This is a genomic window from Gelidibacter algens (assembly GCF_001678675.1).
Classification (GTDB): Bacteria; Bacteroidota; Bacteroidia; order Flavobacteriales; family Flavobacteriaceae; genus Gelidibacter; species Gelidibacter algens.
Genome location: NZ_LZRN01000002.1, coordinates 160,897 through 179,824, shown reverse-complemented (window position 1 = coordinate 179,824; position 18,928 = coordinate 160,897). Strand labels below are relative to the sequence as shown.

The 18,928-nt window shown below is 37.4% G+C and carries 16 protein-coding genes; 8 read left to right on the top strand and 8 right to left on the bottom strand.

Annotation, left to right across the window (positions count from 1 at the left end):
- The first annotated feature begins 400 nt into the window (after positions 1-400).
- A complete protein-coding gene (gene pepT, locus A9996_RS01695; protein WP_066430200.1) occupies positions 401-1,639 on the top strand; it encodes a peptidase T in 1,239 nt (412 codons plus the stop codon).
- 349 nt (positions 1,640-1,988) lie between these two features.
- Here the strand turns inward: pepT and yajC are convergent, their stop codons facing one another.
- The 4 genes from yajC to A9996_RS01675 all read right to left on the bottom strand — a co-directional run bounded on the left by yajC (position 1,989) and on the right by A9996_RS01675 (position 5,108).
- On the bottom strand, positions 1,989-2,300 hold the full coding sequence (yajC, locus tag A9996_RS01690) for a preprotein translocase subunit YajC (RefSeq protein WP_066430195.1): 312 nt from the start codon (positions 2,298-2,300) through the stop codon (positions 1,989-1,991).
- A 28-nt stretch (positions 2,301-2,328) separates the two neighbouring features.
- A complete protein-coding gene (locus A9996_RS01685; protein ID WP_066430194.1) occupies positions 2,329-2,883 on the bottom strand; it encodes a DUF1573 domain-containing protein in 555 nt (184 codons plus the stop codon).
- Positions 2,884-2,953: 70 nt separating this feature from the next.
- Positions 2,954-3,898, bottom strand: coding sequence for a transcription antitermination factor NusB (gene nusB / locus A9996_RS01680; RefSeq protein WP_245905245.1), 945 nt, complete (start codon positions 3,896-3,898; stop codon positions 2,954-2,956).
- Positions 3,899-4,007: 109 nt separating this feature from the next.
- Entirely contained in the window at positions 4,008-5,108 is a 1,101-nt protein-coding gene (locus tag A9996_RS01675; protein WP_066430193.1) for a Glu/Leu/Phe/Val family dehydrogenase, read from the bottom strand.
- 134 nt (positions 5,109-5,242) lie between these two features.
- On the opposite strand from A9996_RS01675, the gene A9996_RS01670 reads away from it, so the two are divergent.
- The 3 genes from A9996_RS01670 to A9996_RS01660 all read left to right on the top strand — a co-directional run bounded on the left by A9996_RS01670 (position 5,243) and on the right by A9996_RS01660 (position 10,069).
- Entirely contained in the window at positions 5,243-6,997 is a 1,755-nt protein-coding gene (locus tag A9996_RS01670; RefSeq protein ID WP_066430192.1) for an ABC transporter ATP-binding protein, read from the top strand.
- Between the two features lie 239 nt (positions 6,998-7,236).
- Positions 7,237-7,626: a PUR family DNA/RNA-binding protein gene (locus A9996_RS01665; protein ID WP_066430190.1), complete on the top strand. Its 390-nt coding sequence runs from the start codon at positions 7,237-7,239 to the stop codon at positions 7,624-7,626.
- 103 nt (positions 7,627-7,729) lie between these two features.
- Positions 7,730-10,069, top strand: coding sequence for a M14 family metallopeptidase (locus A9996_RS01660; protein ID WP_066430189.1), 2,340 nt, complete (start codon positions 7,730-7,732; stop codon positions 10,067-10,069).
- Positions 10,070-10,265: 196 nt separating this feature from the next.
- Here A9996_RS01660 and A9996_RS01655 read toward each other — a convergent pair whose 3' ends face one another.
- Complete coding sequence (locus tag A9996_RS01655; RefSeq protein ID WP_066430188.1) at positions 10,266-10,601, bottom strand: tRNA-binding protein; 336 nt, start codon at positions 10,599-10,601, stop codon at positions 10,266-10,268.
- A gap of 42 nt (positions 10,602-10,643) precedes the next feature.
- Here A9996_RS01655 and A9996_RS01650 point away from each other — a divergent pair, with 42 nt between their 5' ends.
- The 3 genes from A9996_RS01650 to A9996_RS01640 all read left to right on the top strand — a co-directional run bounded on the left by A9996_RS01650 (position 10,644) and on the right by A9996_RS01640 (position 13,410).
- Positions 10,644-11,213, top strand: a complete 570-nt coding sequence (locus tag A9996_RS01650) for a thioredoxin family protein (RefSeq protein WP_066430187.1) — start codon at positions 10,644-10,646, stop codon at positions 11,211-11,213.
- A 102-nt stretch (positions 11,214-11,315) separates the two neighbouring features.
- Entirely contained in the window at positions 11,316-12,557 is a 1,242-nt protein-coding gene (locus tag A9996_RS01645) for a hypothetical protein (RefSeq protein ID WP_248912304.1), read from the top strand.
- Between the two features lie 274 nt (positions 12,558-12,831).
- Positions 12,832-13,410 carry a hypothetical protein gene (locus A9996_RS01640; RefSeq protein WP_066430185.1) on the top strand — a complete coding sequence of 193 codons (579 nt, stop codon included), beginning with the start codon at positions 12,832-12,834 and terminating at the stop codon, positions 13,408-13,410.
- On the opposite strand, the gene A9996_RS01635 is transcribed toward A9996_RS01640, so the two are convergent.
- Both A9996_RS01635 and A9996_RS21110 read right to left on the bottom strand, forming a co-directional pair.
- The gene (locus A9996_RS01635; RefSeq protein WP_066430184.1) at positions 13,397-14,920 is read right to left on the bottom strand and encodes a GH3 family acyl-acid amido synthetase; all 1,524 of its coding nucleotides are present in this window, start codon (positions 14,918-14,920) and stop codon (positions 13,397-13,399) included. The two genes, A9996_RS01640 and A9996_RS01635, sit on opposite strands and share 14 nt — an antisense overlap.
- Positions 14,921-14,946: 26 nt before the next feature.
- A complete protein-coding gene (locus tag A9996_RS21110; RefSeq protein WP_083993812.1) occupies positions 14,947-15,264 on the bottom strand; it encodes a four-helix bundle copper-binding protein in 318 nt (105 codons plus the stop codon).
- A 143-nt stretch (positions 15,265-15,407) separates the two neighbouring features.
- Here A9996_RS21110 and A9996_RS01630 point away from each other — a divergent pair, with 143 nt between their 5' ends.
- Positions 15,408-16,481, top strand: coding sequence for an endonuclease/exonuclease/phosphatase family protein (locus A9996_RS01630; RefSeq protein ID WP_066430183.1), 1,074 nt, complete (start codon positions 15,408-15,410; stop codon positions 16,479-16,481).
- Positions 16,482-16,634: 153 nt separating this feature from the next.
- Here A9996_RS01630 and A9996_RS01625 read toward each other — a convergent pair whose 3' ends face one another.
- Positions 16,635-18,788 carry a TonB-dependent receptor gene (locus A9996_RS01625; protein WP_066430182.1) on the bottom strand — a complete coding sequence of 718 codons (2,154 nt, stop codon included), beginning with the start codon at positions 18,786-18,788 and terminating at the stop codon, positions 16,635-16,637.
- Positions 18,789-18,928 lie beyond the last annotated feature (140 nt).

Genomic DNA, 18,928 nt, shown 5'->3' with positions numbered 1-18,928 from the left:
GCCTTAACAATTTAACTTATAAGTTTTAGGACTGTTTACTTCAAAATACCAATGCTTATGTATACACTATAGTTTAAAGGGCGGCTAATTGAAAGAAATGGGGAGTAAGTATAAAAAAATGAATTATTTGATTCGAATGTAAACGCCAATTAAACTCATCCTGATTAAAATTTTTAAAGAATGAAGTTAAAAAAACAAAAAATGACATTTTCTTGTAAAATCATTAAATATTTAATTACCTCTTAACCAAATATATGAAAACAATTCAATATAAAAAGTAAATAAAAAAATAAAGAGATTTGAGTTAGGATCATATATTGAAAATATTTACGCGAAACATCCATGACAGGCTTAATATTATTTTGAATATGCTTTATTTTGCATAATAAAAGAAAAAGATATGATTGAGAAACAACACATCATTGATAGATTTATAAGTTATGTCACTATTGACACCGAGTCTGACCCTAATTCTGAAACTACACCGAGTACCGAAAAACAATGGAATTTGGCACATGCACTTGTGAAGGAACTCACTGCCATTGGCATGAAAGAAGTTTCCATTGACCAGAATGCGTACATTATGGCAACACTGCCAAGCAATGTTGACCATAAAGTTCCTGTGATCGGATTTGTATCCCATTTTGATACCTCTCCTGATTTTACTGGCGCCAATGTCAAACCTCAAATTATTGAGAATTATGATGGCAAGGACATTATATTAAATGCTGAAGAAGATATTATCCTGTCCCCTGATTTATTTGATGATTTGCTACAGTATAAAGGGCAAACATTGATCACGACTGATGGTAATACGCTTTTAGGGGCTGATGATAAAGCGGGAATTACAGAAATTGTATCGGCTATGGAGTATCTCATCAAGCATCCAGAAATTAAGCATGGTGAAATTAGAATTGGATTCACACCTGACGAAGAAATTGGTCGTGGTGCGCATAAATTTGATGTCGAGAAATTTGGCGCCGAATGGGCCTACACGATGGACGGTAGCCAAATTGGCGAATTGGAATATGAGAATTTCAACGCTGCAGGCGCCACAGTAAAAATAAAAGGAAAGATTGTGCACCCTGGTTATGCCAAGGGCAAGCTCATCAACTCCATGTACATTGCTACCGAGTTTATCAACTCTTTACCAATGCTTGAAACTCCTGAGCATACTGAAGATTATCAAGGATTTTTCCATTTGGCAGGCATGCAAGGCAGTGTTGAAGAAACGGTTTTGAAATATATTATTAGAGATCATGACGAGAATCATTTTAAAGCCCGAAAAGAAGCGATGCGCCAATTGACTTTCGATTTGAACACACAGTACGAGAGAGAAGTGGTAACCATTGAAATTAAGGATCAATACTTCAATATGAAGGAAAAGATTGAACCGGTAATGCATATTGTTGACATTGCAGAAGAAGCTATGATGGCGCTCAACATTAAACCGATCATCAAACCTATAAGAGGCGGCACGGATGGTTCTCAATTGAGCTATATGGGCTTGCCATGCCCAAATATCTTTGCAGGAGGCCACAATTTCCACGGTCGTTATGAATATGTTCCTGTGGAGAGTATGATCAAGGCTACCGCGGTGATTTGTAAGATTGCTGAGTTGGTGGCTTTAAAGAAGTAGGCAGTGTTCAGTGTTCAGTGTTCAGTGTTCAGTGTTCAGTGTTCAGTGTTCAGTGTTCAGTGTTCAGTGTTCCGTGTTCCGTGTTCAGTAAAAGTAAATTTCTAATTAACTTATCGAAATAAATTCTATAGAAGACTGTTTTTGATGTCAATTCTCATTCTGCTGAAGCATTCAATGTTTTATGATACGATAAATGAGCTGCACTAAATTGGAGATAATTTGAAAATGAAACTCTAGCTTCTCTGATCTCTTTAGGAAGCAAATTATGGATTGGGTTGAATACTAATAAAAACTGCTAAAACTAAAAAAGCCACTTTGCAGTGGCTTTTTCTAATTTTATAAACAAAAATTATTTTGTTGTTGTGGTTGTTGCAGTAGTTGCAGGATCAACGTTGAGTTTGCTACTCATCTCCATTGAAATGGCAGAACGATCAAACTTGATTTTTCCTGCCAAGGTTTCAATAACACAGCTGCTATCTTTATCATTTAGGTCAACTATTTTACCGTGCATTCCGCTTTTGGTAATAACTTTGTCACCTCTCTTTAATTCACTTGCAAATTTCTTTTCCTTTTTAGCGCGTTTCATTTGTGGTGCAATCATAAAGAAATACACTACAGCAAACATGGCGATAAAAGGTAAAAACGAACTTATTCCTTCCATTTATTCTTAATTATTATTCGTGGTTATGTTAATCGTGGTTATGGCCTTCGTGACCAGGTTGTGTGCTCGATTTTCGAGCGGGTTGTTGTTGCATTATTGATTGTGCTCCTGACGCATCCATAACGGGCGCTTGAGCATTAGGACCGCCTTCTATCATAGCTTTGATTCTAACAGTCTCGGCACCCTTTTCAGTATTGGTGGTCATGGTAATTGATTTGGTAACAACGCCATTTCCTTTGCCATCAAACTCTACTTTAAATTGACCTGTTTCTCCTGGAGCAACTTGTCTTGTCCAATCTGAAGGCACAGTGCATCCACAAGTACTTTTAATGTCACTCACTATCAATGGAGAGCTCCCTGTATTTTTGTATTTGAAAATAGTCGATACAGGCGTCCCACTTTTTATTGTTCCAAAGTCATGCTCAGTCTCATTGAAATCAATGGCCGCAGCGTTTCCTGAATTGGCATCTCTTTGTGCAGCTTCTGCAACATTTTCTGATTTTATTTTTGCTGTAGCATCCTCCTTACAGGACATAAATGCTACCATACATAGTGCACTAACACCTAACATTATTTTTTTCATAGTATTTTTTTTTAGTTATTTGTACAGTTATTAATAGATTTGAGAATGCAAAAATAGCGATAATTTCTTATTACATCAACCCTCGTCCTATTTTATTTAATTCGCCGTTTTCTTTATATTCCTTAACTATTTTGTCCAAAATTCCATTAATAAAGAAACTGCTTTTAGGTGTCGAGTATTCTTTTGCAATATCAATATACTCGTTAATGGTTACCTTTACTGGTATGGATGGGAATTTTTGAAATTCACAAATTGCCATCTGAAGTAAAATTGCGTCCAAACTTGCAATACGGTCAGCATCCCAATTTGTCGTTTTAGCTGCCACCTCTTGATTGAATTTTGACTTATTTAGTACGGATTTTTTGAACAACGTAGTCGCAAACTCCTTGTCTTCAGTATCCTTAAAAAGTTTTGGCGTAAAATAATTGGCTTTGTTTTCTTTCTTTAATTTACGGAGCAATTTCAAAATACCGGTGTTGACTACTGGCAAATCATCCAACCAGGTTAGTTTCTTGTCTTCAATATAGTCATAAAGCTTCTCATTTGGCGCAATGATTTCACTAAACACATCCATAATAAAGTGTTTATCTTCTTTAAAGTCAGAAACCGTATTCGTCATATAATCCTTATAAAGTGTACTCTCTAAAATGCTCTTAAAAATAATGTCGACATATTCAAAATCTAGGTACCAATAATCCATTTTACGATTTTCAATCTCAATTTGAAGTGCTCTGTCTTCTCTTAAGATTTGTAAAACTTGATTATTTATAAACTTTTTGTTGGGATTTTTTTCTTCTTGTGTTGCTAAAATTTTCCGTTGGGATTTTTCCTGATAATCTTCTGCGCGCTTTTGTACTTCAATTAAAAGCGAGAGCATCAAAAGATGCAAATCATACATGTGATCAAGACTTTGAAGCAGGAATCTCTCGTCTTTTTTGAAATCATCACTTTCTCCACCATCAAACGCATAAAGGGTTTGCATCACTTTTATACGAATATGTCTTCTGTTTAGCATTTGTAAGAACTTATTAAATTAAAAAAGGCGAAAAGTGTCATTGACTTTTCGCCTTGCAAAAATAGTATTAATTTATAACTTCAAAACAATATCGTAAGATATATTGCTCTTATTTTGAATGTTCGCTCTTTCGTTTTGCGATTCGTTCTTTGGCTGTATTAACCGCAGCTACATTAGGAGTCACGTCATTTGCCTCGGAGCGTTGCAGAATTTCCAAAGTCGTATTGTAAATATTTTCTGTTTTACGTATAATTTCCTGTCTATCATAGTTTTCAAGTTCCGCATACACATTAATGATGCCTCCGGCGTTGATCAAGAAATCTGGCGCATAAACAATGCCTCTTTCCTGCAACATCACCCCATGTCTATCCTCAGCCAACTGATTGTTAGCTGCGCCAGCGATGATTTTGGCTTTCAATCTATAAATGCTGTCATCATTTATTGTAGCGCCAAGTGCACAAGGTGCATAAATGTCCATGGCTTCACTATATAAATCCTTTCCAGTATAAATGGAAACGCCATATTTGCTTCTCACGCTCTCCAAACGTTCTTGGCTAAGATCAGTAATGGTTACTTTCGCACCTTCATTAACCAAATGCTCCACTAAAGCTTCTCCAACATTTCCGATACCTTGGACGAATACCGATTTATCTTCCAAAACATCAGATCCAAATTTAAATTTTGCAGCAGCTTTCATTCCCATAAAAACACCATACGCAGTTATTGGAGACGGATTACCCGCACCACCTTTACTTTCAGAGATTCCCGTAACATAAGGGGTCACTTCTCTTACCGTATCCATATCTTCAGTAGTCATACCTACATCTTCCGCGGTAATATACTTTCCACTCAAAGAGTGCACAAACTCACCAAATTTGCGCATCAATTCAGGTGTCTTTTGAGTCTTGGCATCGCCTATGATAACAGCTTTGCCACCTCCTAAATTTAAGCCTGTAATTGCCGCTTTGAAGGTCATGCCACGAGAAAGTCGCAACACATCATTCAAAGCTTCCCATTCATTGGCGTAATTCCACATTCTTGTACCACCTAAGGCCGGTCCTAAAACCGTATTATGAATGCCAATTATTGCCTTTAAACCAGTATCTTTGTCATTGCAAAAAACAATTTGCTCGTGATCATCAAAAGAAAGTTGTCCAAAAACAGGATCTGCCTTTGAAAGTTCTTTACCACTAATAACTTTTGAATTCATATCATTAAAATTATTTCAACGTTTTTTAGATTATCTAAAAATTAGGCTCAAAAATAGAGCAATATTAAAGTATGAGCAAAAATATAGTCGCTAAATTATCAAATCGTCAATTCAAAAACGGCCCACTATTATAAATGAGAGAGTTACAGCACGTTAATAAATATTTTTACAAGTACAGATATAAGTTATTGGCAGGAGTTTTAATTACGATTGTCGCAAGGATTTTTCTCCTTTTTACGCCAGAATTAGTTGGTAATTCAGTAGATGTTATTGACAATTACAGAAAAGGTGTCACTACAGACCTAGATGTGGTCAAGAGTAAATTGCTTATAAATGTCCTTTATATTGTTGGTGCTGCAGTTATAGGTGGGGTGTTTACCTTTTTGATGCGGCAGACCATTATTTATGTGTCTCGACAGATAGAGTATGATCTCAAAAACGAAGTGTATCAACAATACCAACGCTTGTCCTTAGATTTTTACAAATCTAACCGAACCGGAGATTTGATGAGCCGTATCAGTGAAGATGTAGGAAAAGTGAGGGAATACGCAGGCCCTGCCCTCATGTATAGTATCAATACTGTAACACTGTTTGTAATTGCGCTTATTTTAATGTTCAATTCCGCGCCTACACTGACCTTGTACACTATTATCCCATTACCCATCCTTTCCTATTTTATCTATATTTTAAGCAAATCTATTCATAAGCGAAGTACCATAGTTCAGCAATGGCTTTCCAAACTTTCTACATTTACGCAGGAAACTTTTAGTGGTATTAGCGTTATCAAGTCTTATGGAATTGAAGGTGGCACCAATGCTGATTTTGATAAACTTTCTGCAGAAAGCAGACAAAAAAATATTGACTTGGTTAAAATCCAAGCCCTATTTTTCCCACTGATGATCTTCTTAATTGGTTTAAGCAACATCATCGTGATCTATATAGGCGGTAAACAATATATAAATGGTGAAATTGAAAGTTTGGGGGTGATTGCAAAATTCATCATCTATGTCAACCTCTTAACATGGCCTGTAGCCACTGTAGGGTGGGTAACTTCTGTAATACAACAGGCAGAAGCTTCCCAAAAAAGGATCAACGAATTTTTAAAACAGGAACCAACTATAAAAAACAATGTTACTGAACCTTCCCATATTGAAGGTAACATTGAATTTATAAACGTGTCCTTCACCTACCCTGACACCAATATTCAAGCCTTGAAAAATGTAAGTTTCAAACTCAATAGAGGTGAGACATTGGCAATTATTGGCAAAACAGGTTCTGGCAAATCGACCATACTAGATCTTATAGGACGCTTATACGATGTGACATCAGGTGAGATTAAAATTGATGGGACGCCTATAGAAAATTTGAATTTAATAAGTTTGAGGGATCATCTTGGTTATGTGCCTCAAGATGCCTTTTTGTTTTCAGATTCCATAAAAAACAACATCATGTTTGGCAAGGAAGACGCTACTGAAGAAGAAGTGATCAATGCCGCAAAAAATGCCGATGTCCATAAAAACATCAAAGGGTTTACCAAAGGTTATGATACTGTTTTGGGCGAACGGGGCATGACGCTTTCTGGCGGTCAAAAACAGCGTATTTCCATTGCAAGGGCTATCATTAAAGCGCCACAAATTTTGTTGTTTGACGATTGTTTATCTGCCGTTGACACTGAGACCGAAGAAAAAATATTGAACAACCTTAAAACCATTACTAAAGGCAAAACGACTATTATTGTGAGCCATAGGGTGTCTTCGGCTAAAAGTGCCGACAAAATTATTGTACTTGACCAAGGTAAGATCATACAAACAGGTGCCCACGATACTCTCATTGGTGCGGATGGCTATTACAATGAACTCTATATCAAACAACTTACACAAAACGAATAGGGTCTTCCAAATTTTGATGGTTTAAACATCAAATTCGGCATATGCGATAAGCACTGCTCAAGGATAGACCAATTCACTTGCCAGTATCACCAAAAATCATCCCAAATAACTAGCCATTCTTAATGAGTTGCAAGAAGATTCTTATCAGTTAGTTAAAAGAAATAACAGAAATTGTTGGTTACTATTCTTTTTTTTTAGATTTTTGGTACGTAAACTGTTACTAATTAAAATAAAAATATATGAGTGATCACGGAATGATGGAGAAAGAGGAAATATTCTCTAAAGTATTACGCGCAGGAAGAAGAACCTATTTTTTTGACGTTAGGGCCACAAAAGCTGAAGACTATTACCTTACTATCACAGAAAGTAAAAAATTCACTAATGACGATGGTTCTTTTCACTACAAGAAACATAAAATTTATCTTTACAAAGAAGATTTCAGCGAATTCAATGAGATTTTAAAGGAAATGACAGATTATGTTGTCAATGAAAAAGGTGATGAAGTGATCAGCGAACGTCATCAAAAAGATTTCAAAAAAGACGATTTTGATTCTGAAGACCACAACTCAAATTCTGAGCCAGTTAAATCAGCTGAAAGCTTTACTGATATTAACTTTGAGGATATCTAATCTGAAAACACATAAAAAATATTACCAAAAACCGGTACATTCTGTAGCGGTTTTTTATATTTAAACGTTAACTAAACCTATGAAATTTTTATATTAAACGCTTATGAAATTTTTGTATACTATCATTCTTTTATCGTCGTGTTTCATTTTTGGCCAAAAACAAACGGATTTATCGTATTATTTACCGCAAAGCACAAGTTACAATAAGGCCATTCCAACACCACAATCAGTCATAGGCCATGAGGTTGGTGAATGGCATATTACCCACGACAAACTTGTGGAATACATGAAAGCACTGGCTGAGAGCTCAGAAAGAATCACGCTAGAAAACAGAGGCATGACGTATGAAGGCAGGCCGTTGATTTTGCTTACCATTACCTCTCCAAAAAACCATCAAAATATTGACGCCATCCGTCAGCAACATATTGCGGCCACTGAAGACAATGCTTCGGTAACCACCAGCAATATGCCAATTGTGGTCAACCAAGGCTTTTCCATTCATGGAAACGAAGCAAGTGGCTCCAACGCAGCACTTTTGGTGGCCTATTATCTTGCTGCCGCAGAAAGCAATGATGTGAAAGAGATGCTGGATGATATGGTGATTCTTTTTGATCCCTCATTCAACCCTGACGGCTTGCAACGCTTTGCGTATTGGGCAAATTCCAACAAAAGCAAAAATTTAAATCCAGACCCAAATGACCGCGAATATTCTGAAGTGTGGCCTGGAGGGAGAAGCAACCATTATTGGTTTGATATGAACAGAGACTGGTTGCCAGTGCAATTGCCAGAATCAAGAGCAAGATTGGAAACCTTTCACAAATGGTTGCCAAACATCCTTACAGACCATCATGAAATGGGGACTAATTCTACCTTCTTTTTCCAACCCGGAATCCCGAGCAGGACGCATCCACTAACACCAAAATTGAACCAAGAACTGACCAGGCGTATTGGAAATTTCCATGCTGAAGCCTTAGATAAGATTGGATCTTTCTACTACACTGAAGAGAGTTTTGACGATTTCTACTATGGAAAAGGATCCACGTTTCCTGATATTAACGGCGGTATCGGTATTCTTTTTGAACAAGCCAGTTCTAGAGGCCATGTTCAGGAAAGTGAAAACGGCCTTTTGACCTTTCCATTTACCATCCGCAATCAATTTACAGCAGCTTTATCAACATTGGAAGCTGCGAAAAACATGCGTGACGTGACCATCGATGGCAAAAAATTCAAGAAAGGTTATAGCTACGTCATCCCAAAAAATCAAAAAAACACGCGATTGATCAATGCGATGTTTGAAAAGCGCACGACATTTGAAGACAGTTTGTTTTATGATGTATCTGCCTGGACCTTCCCATTGGCTTTCAATTTAGATTATGTTGAAGGCGCGGCCTCCTCAAATATGGGTGCAGAGGTAACGGATTTGAAAATGAAACCTGGACAAGTATCTGCAAAAAGCAATTATGCCTATTTGATGGAATGGCATGAGTATTACACTCCAAAAGTGCTTAATCAAATTCTTAAAAGTGATTTACGTGCAAAAGTTGCCATGGAGCAATTTGGCGCTAATGGTAAGGATTATGATTATGGCACCATATTGGTTCCCGTTCAAAACCAATCTAAAGATGCCGATGAACTCTACAACTTTTTGAATGAACTGGCCAAAGAAGGACATGTGCAAATAGATGCGGTTTCTACAGGTTTAACAAAAGGTATCGACTTGGGTAGCAATCAATTTAGAGCATTGACACAACCAAAAATAGCATTAATTGTGGGCAGTGGTGTGTCGCCTTATGACGCTGGAGAAATCTGGCATTTACTTGACCAACGCTATGATATGACCTTGACAAAATTAGATACTGACAATTTAGAGCGTGCAGATTTAAGCCGCTACAACACCATCATCTTGCCAAGTGGTAGCCTCAGTAAAAGCGCTGCTGAAACCTTAAGAAAGTGGGTTGAAAATGGTGGTACACTCATTGGTTTTGAAAGCGCAGTACGTTGGTTGAACACCAACAAATTCATGAAATTAGACATTAAAAAATCCGAACGTATCGCCAAAAATGTAACTTATGGGCAACGCAGTGATTACAATGGTGCCCAAGTGATTGGTGGTGCTATTTTTGAAGCGAAACTGGACCGTTCACATCCTATCAATTTTGGATATAAAAATGACAAACTTCCACTATTTAGAGGTTCTACCCTATTTATAAATCCTGACAAACAGAGTTATAACAACCCCATTCAATACACAAAAAACCCCTTATTGAGTGGATATATTTCCAAATCAAATTTAGATAGTCTGGCGTTGAGCGTCCCTTACCAAATGCAACGTATGAAACGTGGAAAAGTGGTTGCATTTACAGACAATACCAACTTTAGAGCATTTTGGTTTGGCACCAATAAACTGATGATGAACGCCATCTTTTTTAGAGAAGAATTATAATTGAATGGCTTTTAAATTAAGCACAGATTGAAGTCAAAATAATACATAAATCAACCCAAAATTGAGTCTTCCTTAATTTTGGGTTGTTCTGTTAATTGCCGTAGCTCATAAAATTAGTCAAGCCCGACACCACTTTTTCGCAAGAATTGATAAAGAGATTGCGCAAATGGTGTTTATGTTTAATCTTAAAAATATTTCAAACTACAGGTGAACCGTTTTTAACCAGTATTTCGGGACTCAATAAGCAAACATCCTGATCCTTTACTGCACCAACCACCAAACATTCACTCATAAACTTTCCAATCTGCTTTTTAGGAAAGTTCACCACTGCTACAACCTGTCGGTGCAACAAGTCTTCCTTTGCATAAAGTGTGGTAATTTGTGCGGAAGATTTTCTAGTGCCAAGGCTACCAAAATCAATAACCATCTGATAGGAAGGGTTTCTTGCTTCAGGAAAATCATTGACTTCTATAATAGTGCCAACCCGCAAATCAACTTTGGTGAACTCCTCAAAAGTTATTATCTTTTCCATGTTCAAATTTTAAATTAATTTACAAGATAAAAAAATAATAGTATGGCCCAAACTCCTTCAAACATGTTGCCTCTAGGCACGAAAGCTCCAAATTTTAGATTATTGGATACTGTAAGCGATGAAAAGCTTTCCTTGGATGCTTGCAAAGGCGTTAAAGGAACGGTCATAATGTTTATTTGCAACCATTGCCCATTTGTTAAACATGTAAATTCAAAACTCACAAAACTAGCAAAAGATTATAAATCTAAGAGCATTGATTTTATAGCAATTTCGAGTAATGATGTCACCAATTATCCACAGGATGGACCGGAATATATGAAGAAAATGGCTGTGGATGAAGGGTATATTTTTCCGTATTTATACGATCAGACCCAAAGCGTTGCGAAAGCATATAATGCAGCCTGTACTCCAGATTTTTTTCTTTTTGACTCCAACTTGGAATTGTTTTATAGAGGTCAGTTGGATAGTTCAAGACCAGGAAATGATATTCCTGTGACAGGAGAAGATCTGATCAATGCACTTAACGCACTGTTGAATAATAACCCATCGCCTGAAAACCAAAAACCGAGCATTGGCTGCAATATTAAATGGCGGAGTGAAAATGAAAAATAAACCAAATGGTCGCCGTTAAGAAAATATAATATTGCATTAGACCATACGTACTAAAAAAAGGAACACAACTCATAGAAAAAAATAATTTTAATTATAGGCGTTGTGCTGGTTCTGTTTATCATAGTGTTGTATTGGTCATTAAACAGCACCCCAGAAAACTTTAAAACCTCAACCGTTGTCAATTTGGATACTATTGATAGCATCAATTTTAAAGATTATGATTCATTAACCATTGCTGCCAGCACGTTATATAAAGCAAACGACTTAAAAAAATTGATGCAGGGAGAGCACTACCGTGACGCATGGTCTACACCCATAAAAGTTAAGGTGGCGTTTTTGGACACCCTTTTAGGTGGGCTTACCGTTATAGAGGAAGGTGGTGGTAACCAGACCAAATCTTTAAAACTTGAGGACAGCATTGGTAATAAATACACGTTAAGAAGCGTCAACAAGACACCCGCGCCTCTAGTGCCGGAATTCGCCAAAACCCTCGGACTTGAAAATATCATCGTAGATGGTATTAGTGCGCAGCACCCCTACGCCGCTACAGTAGTAGCTTCTTTGGCAGAGGCGGCCCATGTACAACACACCGCTCCAAAACTGTACTTCATTCCCAAACAAGACGCATTAAAAGATTATAATGACACTTATGGAAACAAGCTTTTTCTTTTTGAGCACGAAACCGAAAGCAGTACCAATTGGACGTCCATCAAAAACGTTACTGAAATTGTAGAAACTGATGACCTTCAACTCCTAAAACTAGAACGTGGTAAGACACTTAAGATAGATGAACACGCCTTGGTAAGAGCACGTTTATTCGATTTGGTTATTGGTGACTGGGACAGGCATGCCAAACAATGGGGCTGGATTATCAAAGAAGAACAGAATGGTCAAGTTGCAATTCCGCTGCCAGCAGATAGAGACAATGCTTTTTTTAATATCAGTGGCATCATTCCGAGTATTTTGGCCAATAAAAATGTCACGCCTGAAATGCGTCCTTTTGATAAGGATATCGATTACATGCCTGGACTGATCCACGATTTTGATGTCTATTTTTTAAAGAGCACTGAAGAAGCTGTATTTATTGAAGAAGCACAACAATTGCAACATCTCTTAACAGATTCAGTTATTGAAAATGCCCTTCGCCTATGGCCGTCACAGCTATACGATCTGGATGGCAAGACTATTGAAAACAAGCTTAAAAGCAGAAGGGACGAACTGCTCATTTATGCCAAAGCATTTAAACGTATTCTGAATGAAAAAGAATATCCTTCAAAACCATTGAAAGGGTCAGAAGACCTTGAGCTTAATGGCCACTATTTAAAATGTTTTGAATGTTACTAAACGCGGAGAATTTCACATATAAAAAAAACAGTCGTAAAACCGTCTTTTTCAAATTTGAGCAAAAAATAATCACTTTAACGCCGATTCTAGGGCGTTAGCTGTCATACTTAAAACACATTAGAAGGCTCCAATACCGCAAAAATTCAAATTATAACGCTAATCACTTTTCGTTAAATAAAAGTAAAACCTGCCCAATTGCAGCTAAATAAATGTATTTTGAGGCTTCTACCTTATGAAGTATCTCATCTTTTTAATTATTACACTAAGCACGTCAATGAACGCACAACATATAATTCCTGATTCCATCTCTGAAGAAATCCATAAAGCCTTGGCGTATTATCCTGAACTGCAAGAAACGTCCATAGAGTTTAGATTCAAGGAAAACATCAAAAAATCAACAATGCAGGCAAGACCAACATTTGACAGCTTTTTTAGAAGTCGGAAAAATAGATCCTATGTGGTGCTTATCAGCGAAACCTTTAAAATTGCAGATAAAAAATTCCTGACCACAAATATTCCTTCAGATGTGTTGGTTGGGTGGATTGGTCATGAACTAGGGCATATTATAGATTACACCAATAGAAGCAAACTCAACCTCTTATGGTTTGGAGTAAAGTATGTGATGTCTGACAATCATATTGTGGAAGCTGAACGTGCTGCAGATACTTACGCGGTACAGCACAATATGGAAGACTATATTCTTAAAACAAAGGACTTTATTTTGAACAATGCCGAGATACATGAAGCTTACAAACTCCGTATCAAAAAATACTATTTATCACCTGAAGAGATCATGGACATTATTGACAAAAGAAACACAGCAGCAAAAGAAACTGAGGCTATTGTTCAGTAACAAACTGCTCCCATTCCTCAAACTTATCCTCATTCATTACTCGTTCCATTTTTACTTGGCCACCTTTTTTCTTGTTGGCACCACTCCACTCATAAAAGATAGACGGTATTATACGTTTGACCTTTACACCTTTTAAAGCCTTACTACGGGCAACTTTATAGTTTTTGTTGGCCTCTTTTAAAAAATTGTCCAAACTTTCTGCTATTGCCGCTTCATTAAGATCATCTTCAGTACCAATATACCAGCAATGGTAAAATTCTCCATCTTCACAGCGTTTCGCACAAATAGTATATTCAGGAATTTTTGTAGAGAACTCCGCTTCCAAATGCTTCATGGCATCATCCATTTTGTTGACGGATAATTGCGACCCCACAGTATTTAAGAAAAACTTAGTGCGCCCCGTAATTTTAATTTCGGCACGGGCCACATCTGTAAAAGCAATAGTGTCTCCAATTTCATAGCGCCATGCACCACTAACAGTACTCATTACCAATACATAATCTTGATCTAATGTGACGTCTTTCAATGTTACAGACGGCGCATCCGTAATTAATGCACCATCATCATTGATATACTCTGGTTTGAAAGGGACAAATTCAAAGTACACCCCTTCATCAGTTACCAATTTCATAGCATCGGTTTCTGGTCTTGATTGAAATGCCACAAAACCTTCCGATGCCAAATAGGTATCAATTACAGTGATGGAATGGCCCATTAACGCATTGAAACTTTTTTCATAAGGCCCAAAAGCTACACCACCTGACGTATACACTTGAAGATTAGGCCAAATGTCGTGGATATTGTTCAGTTTGTGATGACTGATAACTTTTTGAAGCATAAGTTCAATCCAAGATGGAATCCCACTTAAGGCGCCAATATCCCAATTTTCTGCATTCTCGGCAATTCTTTGCACGCGAGCATCCCAATCGTCAATTTTAGAAATCTCCTCTCCTGGCTTGTAATATGACCGAAACCAAAATGGAATATTACTGGCACTAATCCCACTTATTTCGCCCTCCAAGTGGTCATTGTTTTCTTTTAGTTCTGTTGAACTTCCCAACATCATGATTTCCTTTTCGAAAAAATCACCCGGAAAATCAAAATTACTCAGTGCGAAAACCTGTTGAATACCTGTTTTTTTTATCGCCTCTATCATATCATCAGTTACAGGAATGCGCTTGCTAGAATTTCCTGTAGTACCAGAACTCAAAGCAAAATATTGTGGATGCCCTGGCCATGTGACGTTTTCTTCACCTTCCTGAAGGCGATACCACCATTCTTTTTGAATTTTATTGTAATCAAAATAAGGCACTTTGTTTGCAAAAACATTTGCCGGTTCTTCTGATTCCAGTATGGATTCAAAGTCATAATGTTTTCCGAAAGCAGTGTCTTTAGCTTTAGTTAAAAGCTTTTTTAAAACTGCTTGCTGTTCTTCAACAGGATTGTGCCCTGAAGAAAAAGATTCTTTGACATCAATGAATCCTTTAATGATATTACCGAGTATTGCCATGGGCTAAAGATAAAATACGATTGAGTTTATGCGGCTATTTTTCTGCATTCTTCTGCACACTTTCTACAAGATTCTGCGCAATTTTGGCAGTGTTCATGATCATGTTGGCCACATTGTTCTGCACACCAATCGCAAATATCAGCACACAATTTGCAGTATTCCGCTGTATAGTCACTGTTTGCTGACATCATTTTGATGCAAACCAAACACGCATCAATACACTGGACACAACATTTGGGACAGTCGTTCATACTTTTCATCCCAGCCATTTGAATGAGACAATTTTGACAGTCTACCAAGCACTTTTGGCAGGCTTCAATACAATTTAGATACGCTATATTCATGATATAAAGTTTTACGCAATTTCTTTAATTCAGAAGAGAAAATGTGTTTCAATTGATAAAAGCTTTAACGCTAATCCTTTATTTTGATGGGCTATTGTAGTGTATTCCATAATTATCACTACTTTGATAAAAAATAAATATTTGTGCTCCTAAAGAAAATTTTATTCGGGTTTGGCATCATTGCCATAATTTTTACGTTAATTCCATTAATTCCAACAGATTACTGGTGGATACGGATGTTTGATTTTCCACATATTCAGCTGACGACCCTCACTTTTATTGCAATTGTTGTCTATTGCATCAAATTCGATTTTAAAAACATTAAAGACTATGCGTTCATCTTAATGCTCATCGCCTGTTTTATTTATCAATTTTACAAAATAGTTCCTTATACACCCTTCCATGAAAAAGAAGTTATGGCTGCAACAGTGACCAATACGATACCAAAAATAAAATTGTTAACGGCAAATGTCTTACAGAAAAACGAAAATAACGACCATTTAATAGACCTCATTAAAGAATTGGACGCAGACATTATGGTATTTACGGAAGCAAATAAACGTTGGAAAGATGCCATAGTTCAAAACCTTACTTCAGATTACAAATACAAATTAGAACTACCTCTAGAGAACACCTACGGCATTTTAATGTATTCCAAACTAGAACTCATAAACCCAGAAGTGAAATTTTTGGTAACCGATAGCATCCCATCCATACATAGCAAGGTACGCTTACCTTCTGGAGATGTGATACAACTTTATGCCATCCATCCCACACCACCAATGCCACAAGAAAACCCCTTGTCTACAGATAGAGATGCGGAACTTATGATGACTTCTGCATTGGCACGTGAATCAGAGGTTCCTGTAATAGTTATTGGCGATTTCAATGATATTCCATGGTCATCTACCTCCAAACTGTTTCAAGCCACAAGTGAATTGTTGGATATTAGGGTTGGACGTGGTTTTTTCAGTACGTTCAATGCCCAGAAGTATTTATTCCGATGGCCTTTGGACCATGTTTACGTGTCTCCCGAGTTTAGATTATTACATATGAAGAGTTGCGAATCAATTGACTCAGACCATTTTCCATATTATGTAGAATTGACTTTTGAGCCAGATGGTGCCAAAGAACAATTGCCCGAACCAGCCACTAAGGATCAACTAGAAAAAGCGCAAAAACAGTTGGCGAAGCTCAAAACAAAAAATGAGTCCTGAGGAAATTGCTTTAGGCCTGTGCCCACTTTTGCGTTGCGTTTTGTAAAATCTCCCATAGGCTTTAGGCTATTGCATATCAAATTTTAAAATCATTCTTGGTACTTGTGCAAACTGAGTAAGAACAACATTCCTTAATAAAAATACATTCTAAGACTACAAGTTGTCCAACTGATTATCTGTTCCTTTATCACTGATTGTCCAAAAGAATCCCACAAAAAAGAATTGATCTGCAGCGGGACGCAAAGCTCTCCTTGAAAAGCTGCCATTGACATCTGCTGTATTTGCATATTGGTAGCCGTTGATATTCTTGAAGCCCAAAGCATTATTCACTGAGGCATACAGTATCTTTTGGGGACTTAATAAATACGCCCAATTAAGGCTCAAGCTGTTATAAGATTTTGTTTTGGCATTCAAAAATCCTTCCTGATTAGGATCGGTGTAATTTCTTCCAGAAGCAAAACCATAACTAAAACCAACCTGACTTTTCCAATCGTCTATCCAATATTTAGCCACTACTGAAATATTGTGGGTATTGACAAAATTAGGCTGTGCGGCACTAGGATAGTTTTTATAATCACGTTTTGTATCCAAAAATGAATAACTCACCCAATAATCTACATTCTTGATGTTCTTATTATCACGCCAAAACAAATCAATACCCTTCGCATAGCCACTGCCTGTGCTTTTGAAATTACTATCAAAATCAACAAATTCAGTATCGTATTTTACCAATCGTTTATAGTTTTTATAGTAAGCTTCGGCCCTAAAAATTCGGCCTTCAGCATTGTATTGATAGTTAAAGATATAATGGTCAGTATGCTGCGGTTCAAGATTCTGATCAAACTTTAAAATGTCATTACTTGGGTTTTGATAGAAATTACCATAGGCAAATGACACTTGGCTATTTTTGGCTGTCTTATAGGCCAATGATAATCGGGGCGCAACGGCAACAGACTCGAACATTTGGCTATAGTCTGCACGCAATCCTGCTTTTAAGGCCAATTTTTTTGAAAAAATAACATCCGCTTCAACAAATGAAGCTGCTATGTTGTTAGTGAACCCGTTAGTGGCAGATGACACCAAATCGTCTTTGTAATATTCATTAAAATGGGTTGAAAAATATTCGGCTCCAAGAGCCAGCTTCAACCGATTGCTAAAGCGGCGTTTAAATTTGAGTTTGGTGTGGTATGAATTTTCAATGTTATCGATATCGCTGTCCATAATACCAACATCGGTTTTAGCATGCGTATAGCTCAACCCGCCAAAAACAGTCCAAACATCGGTTAGCATACCTTGATAAGAGCCATTAAAATAGAAGTTTTTATTGTTGAGTTTAAAATGGACCCCATCAGTGCTGTTGATGTCTTCTTGGGTCAATTCAAAATTGGAGGTATCAAAAGCACTGTAAAGTTTGAGTAGCCCAGTCTCAAAATGCCGTCTATAGACAGCTTCACCTGAGGCGGACTGAAAAGGTTTGTCCCATTTATTTCTATCCGGAAGCAAGGCAATATAGGGCGCCAGATTAATATAAGAGGCATTGGCGCTCAACGAACTTTTATCCCACTTTTGAGTATTGCCAATGCCACCACCCAAGGTCATAATGGCAATATCTGTTTTGTTTTGATCGGGTTCATCAATGGTATTGAGCAATAAAACGCTGGAGAGCGCCTGGCCATATTCTGCCGAATACCCACCAGTGGAAAAGGTAATGCCGTCAAATAAGAATGGCGAATAACGGCCGCGGGTTGGTATATTATTGGTTGTCGGACTATAAGGCGTAAATACACGAATGCCATCTATGAAAATTTGGGTTTCATCTGCCTCGCCACCACGTACAAATAAGCGGCCGTCTTCAGCCACGGTTGATGTTCCCGGCAAGGTTTGCAACGCCCCAACAAAATCGCCCAAGGCACTTGCGGTTGTTACCACATCTAAAGGCTTCAGTACGGAGACTTTACTATTATCACCTGCTTCAAAGGTTCCGGCAGAAAGTACAACAGCATCCAAGGCGTTCACATCTTCCATAAGTTTGATCTGTAATGCGGTCATTGTTGAAACATCAGCTAGCTTTTTAAAGGTTTCAAAGGACAAAAAGGAAATGACCAAGGTCTGGGTTCCTGTCTCGCTCGTTCTGAAAGAAAAGAATCCTGAAATGTCAGTGGTGCCGCCATCATAGGAACCTTCCAAGTATACATTGGCGCCTTCAATCGGGAATCCTTTAGGATCCGTTACCTTTCCTGAGATTGTAGTTTGGCTAAAACTTTTGATAAGTGCGAAAAATAAAAATAAGGTCGGTAAAGCTTTCATAATGATCGATTGATTAGTTGATGGGACAAATGTGGACCGAATCAAACAGAATAAAAATTCATAAGTTCCCAACTGTCATAATTGGAGGATGAACTGGCAGAACGGCTTATAATGTGCATAATACTTTCATTTTAGTATAT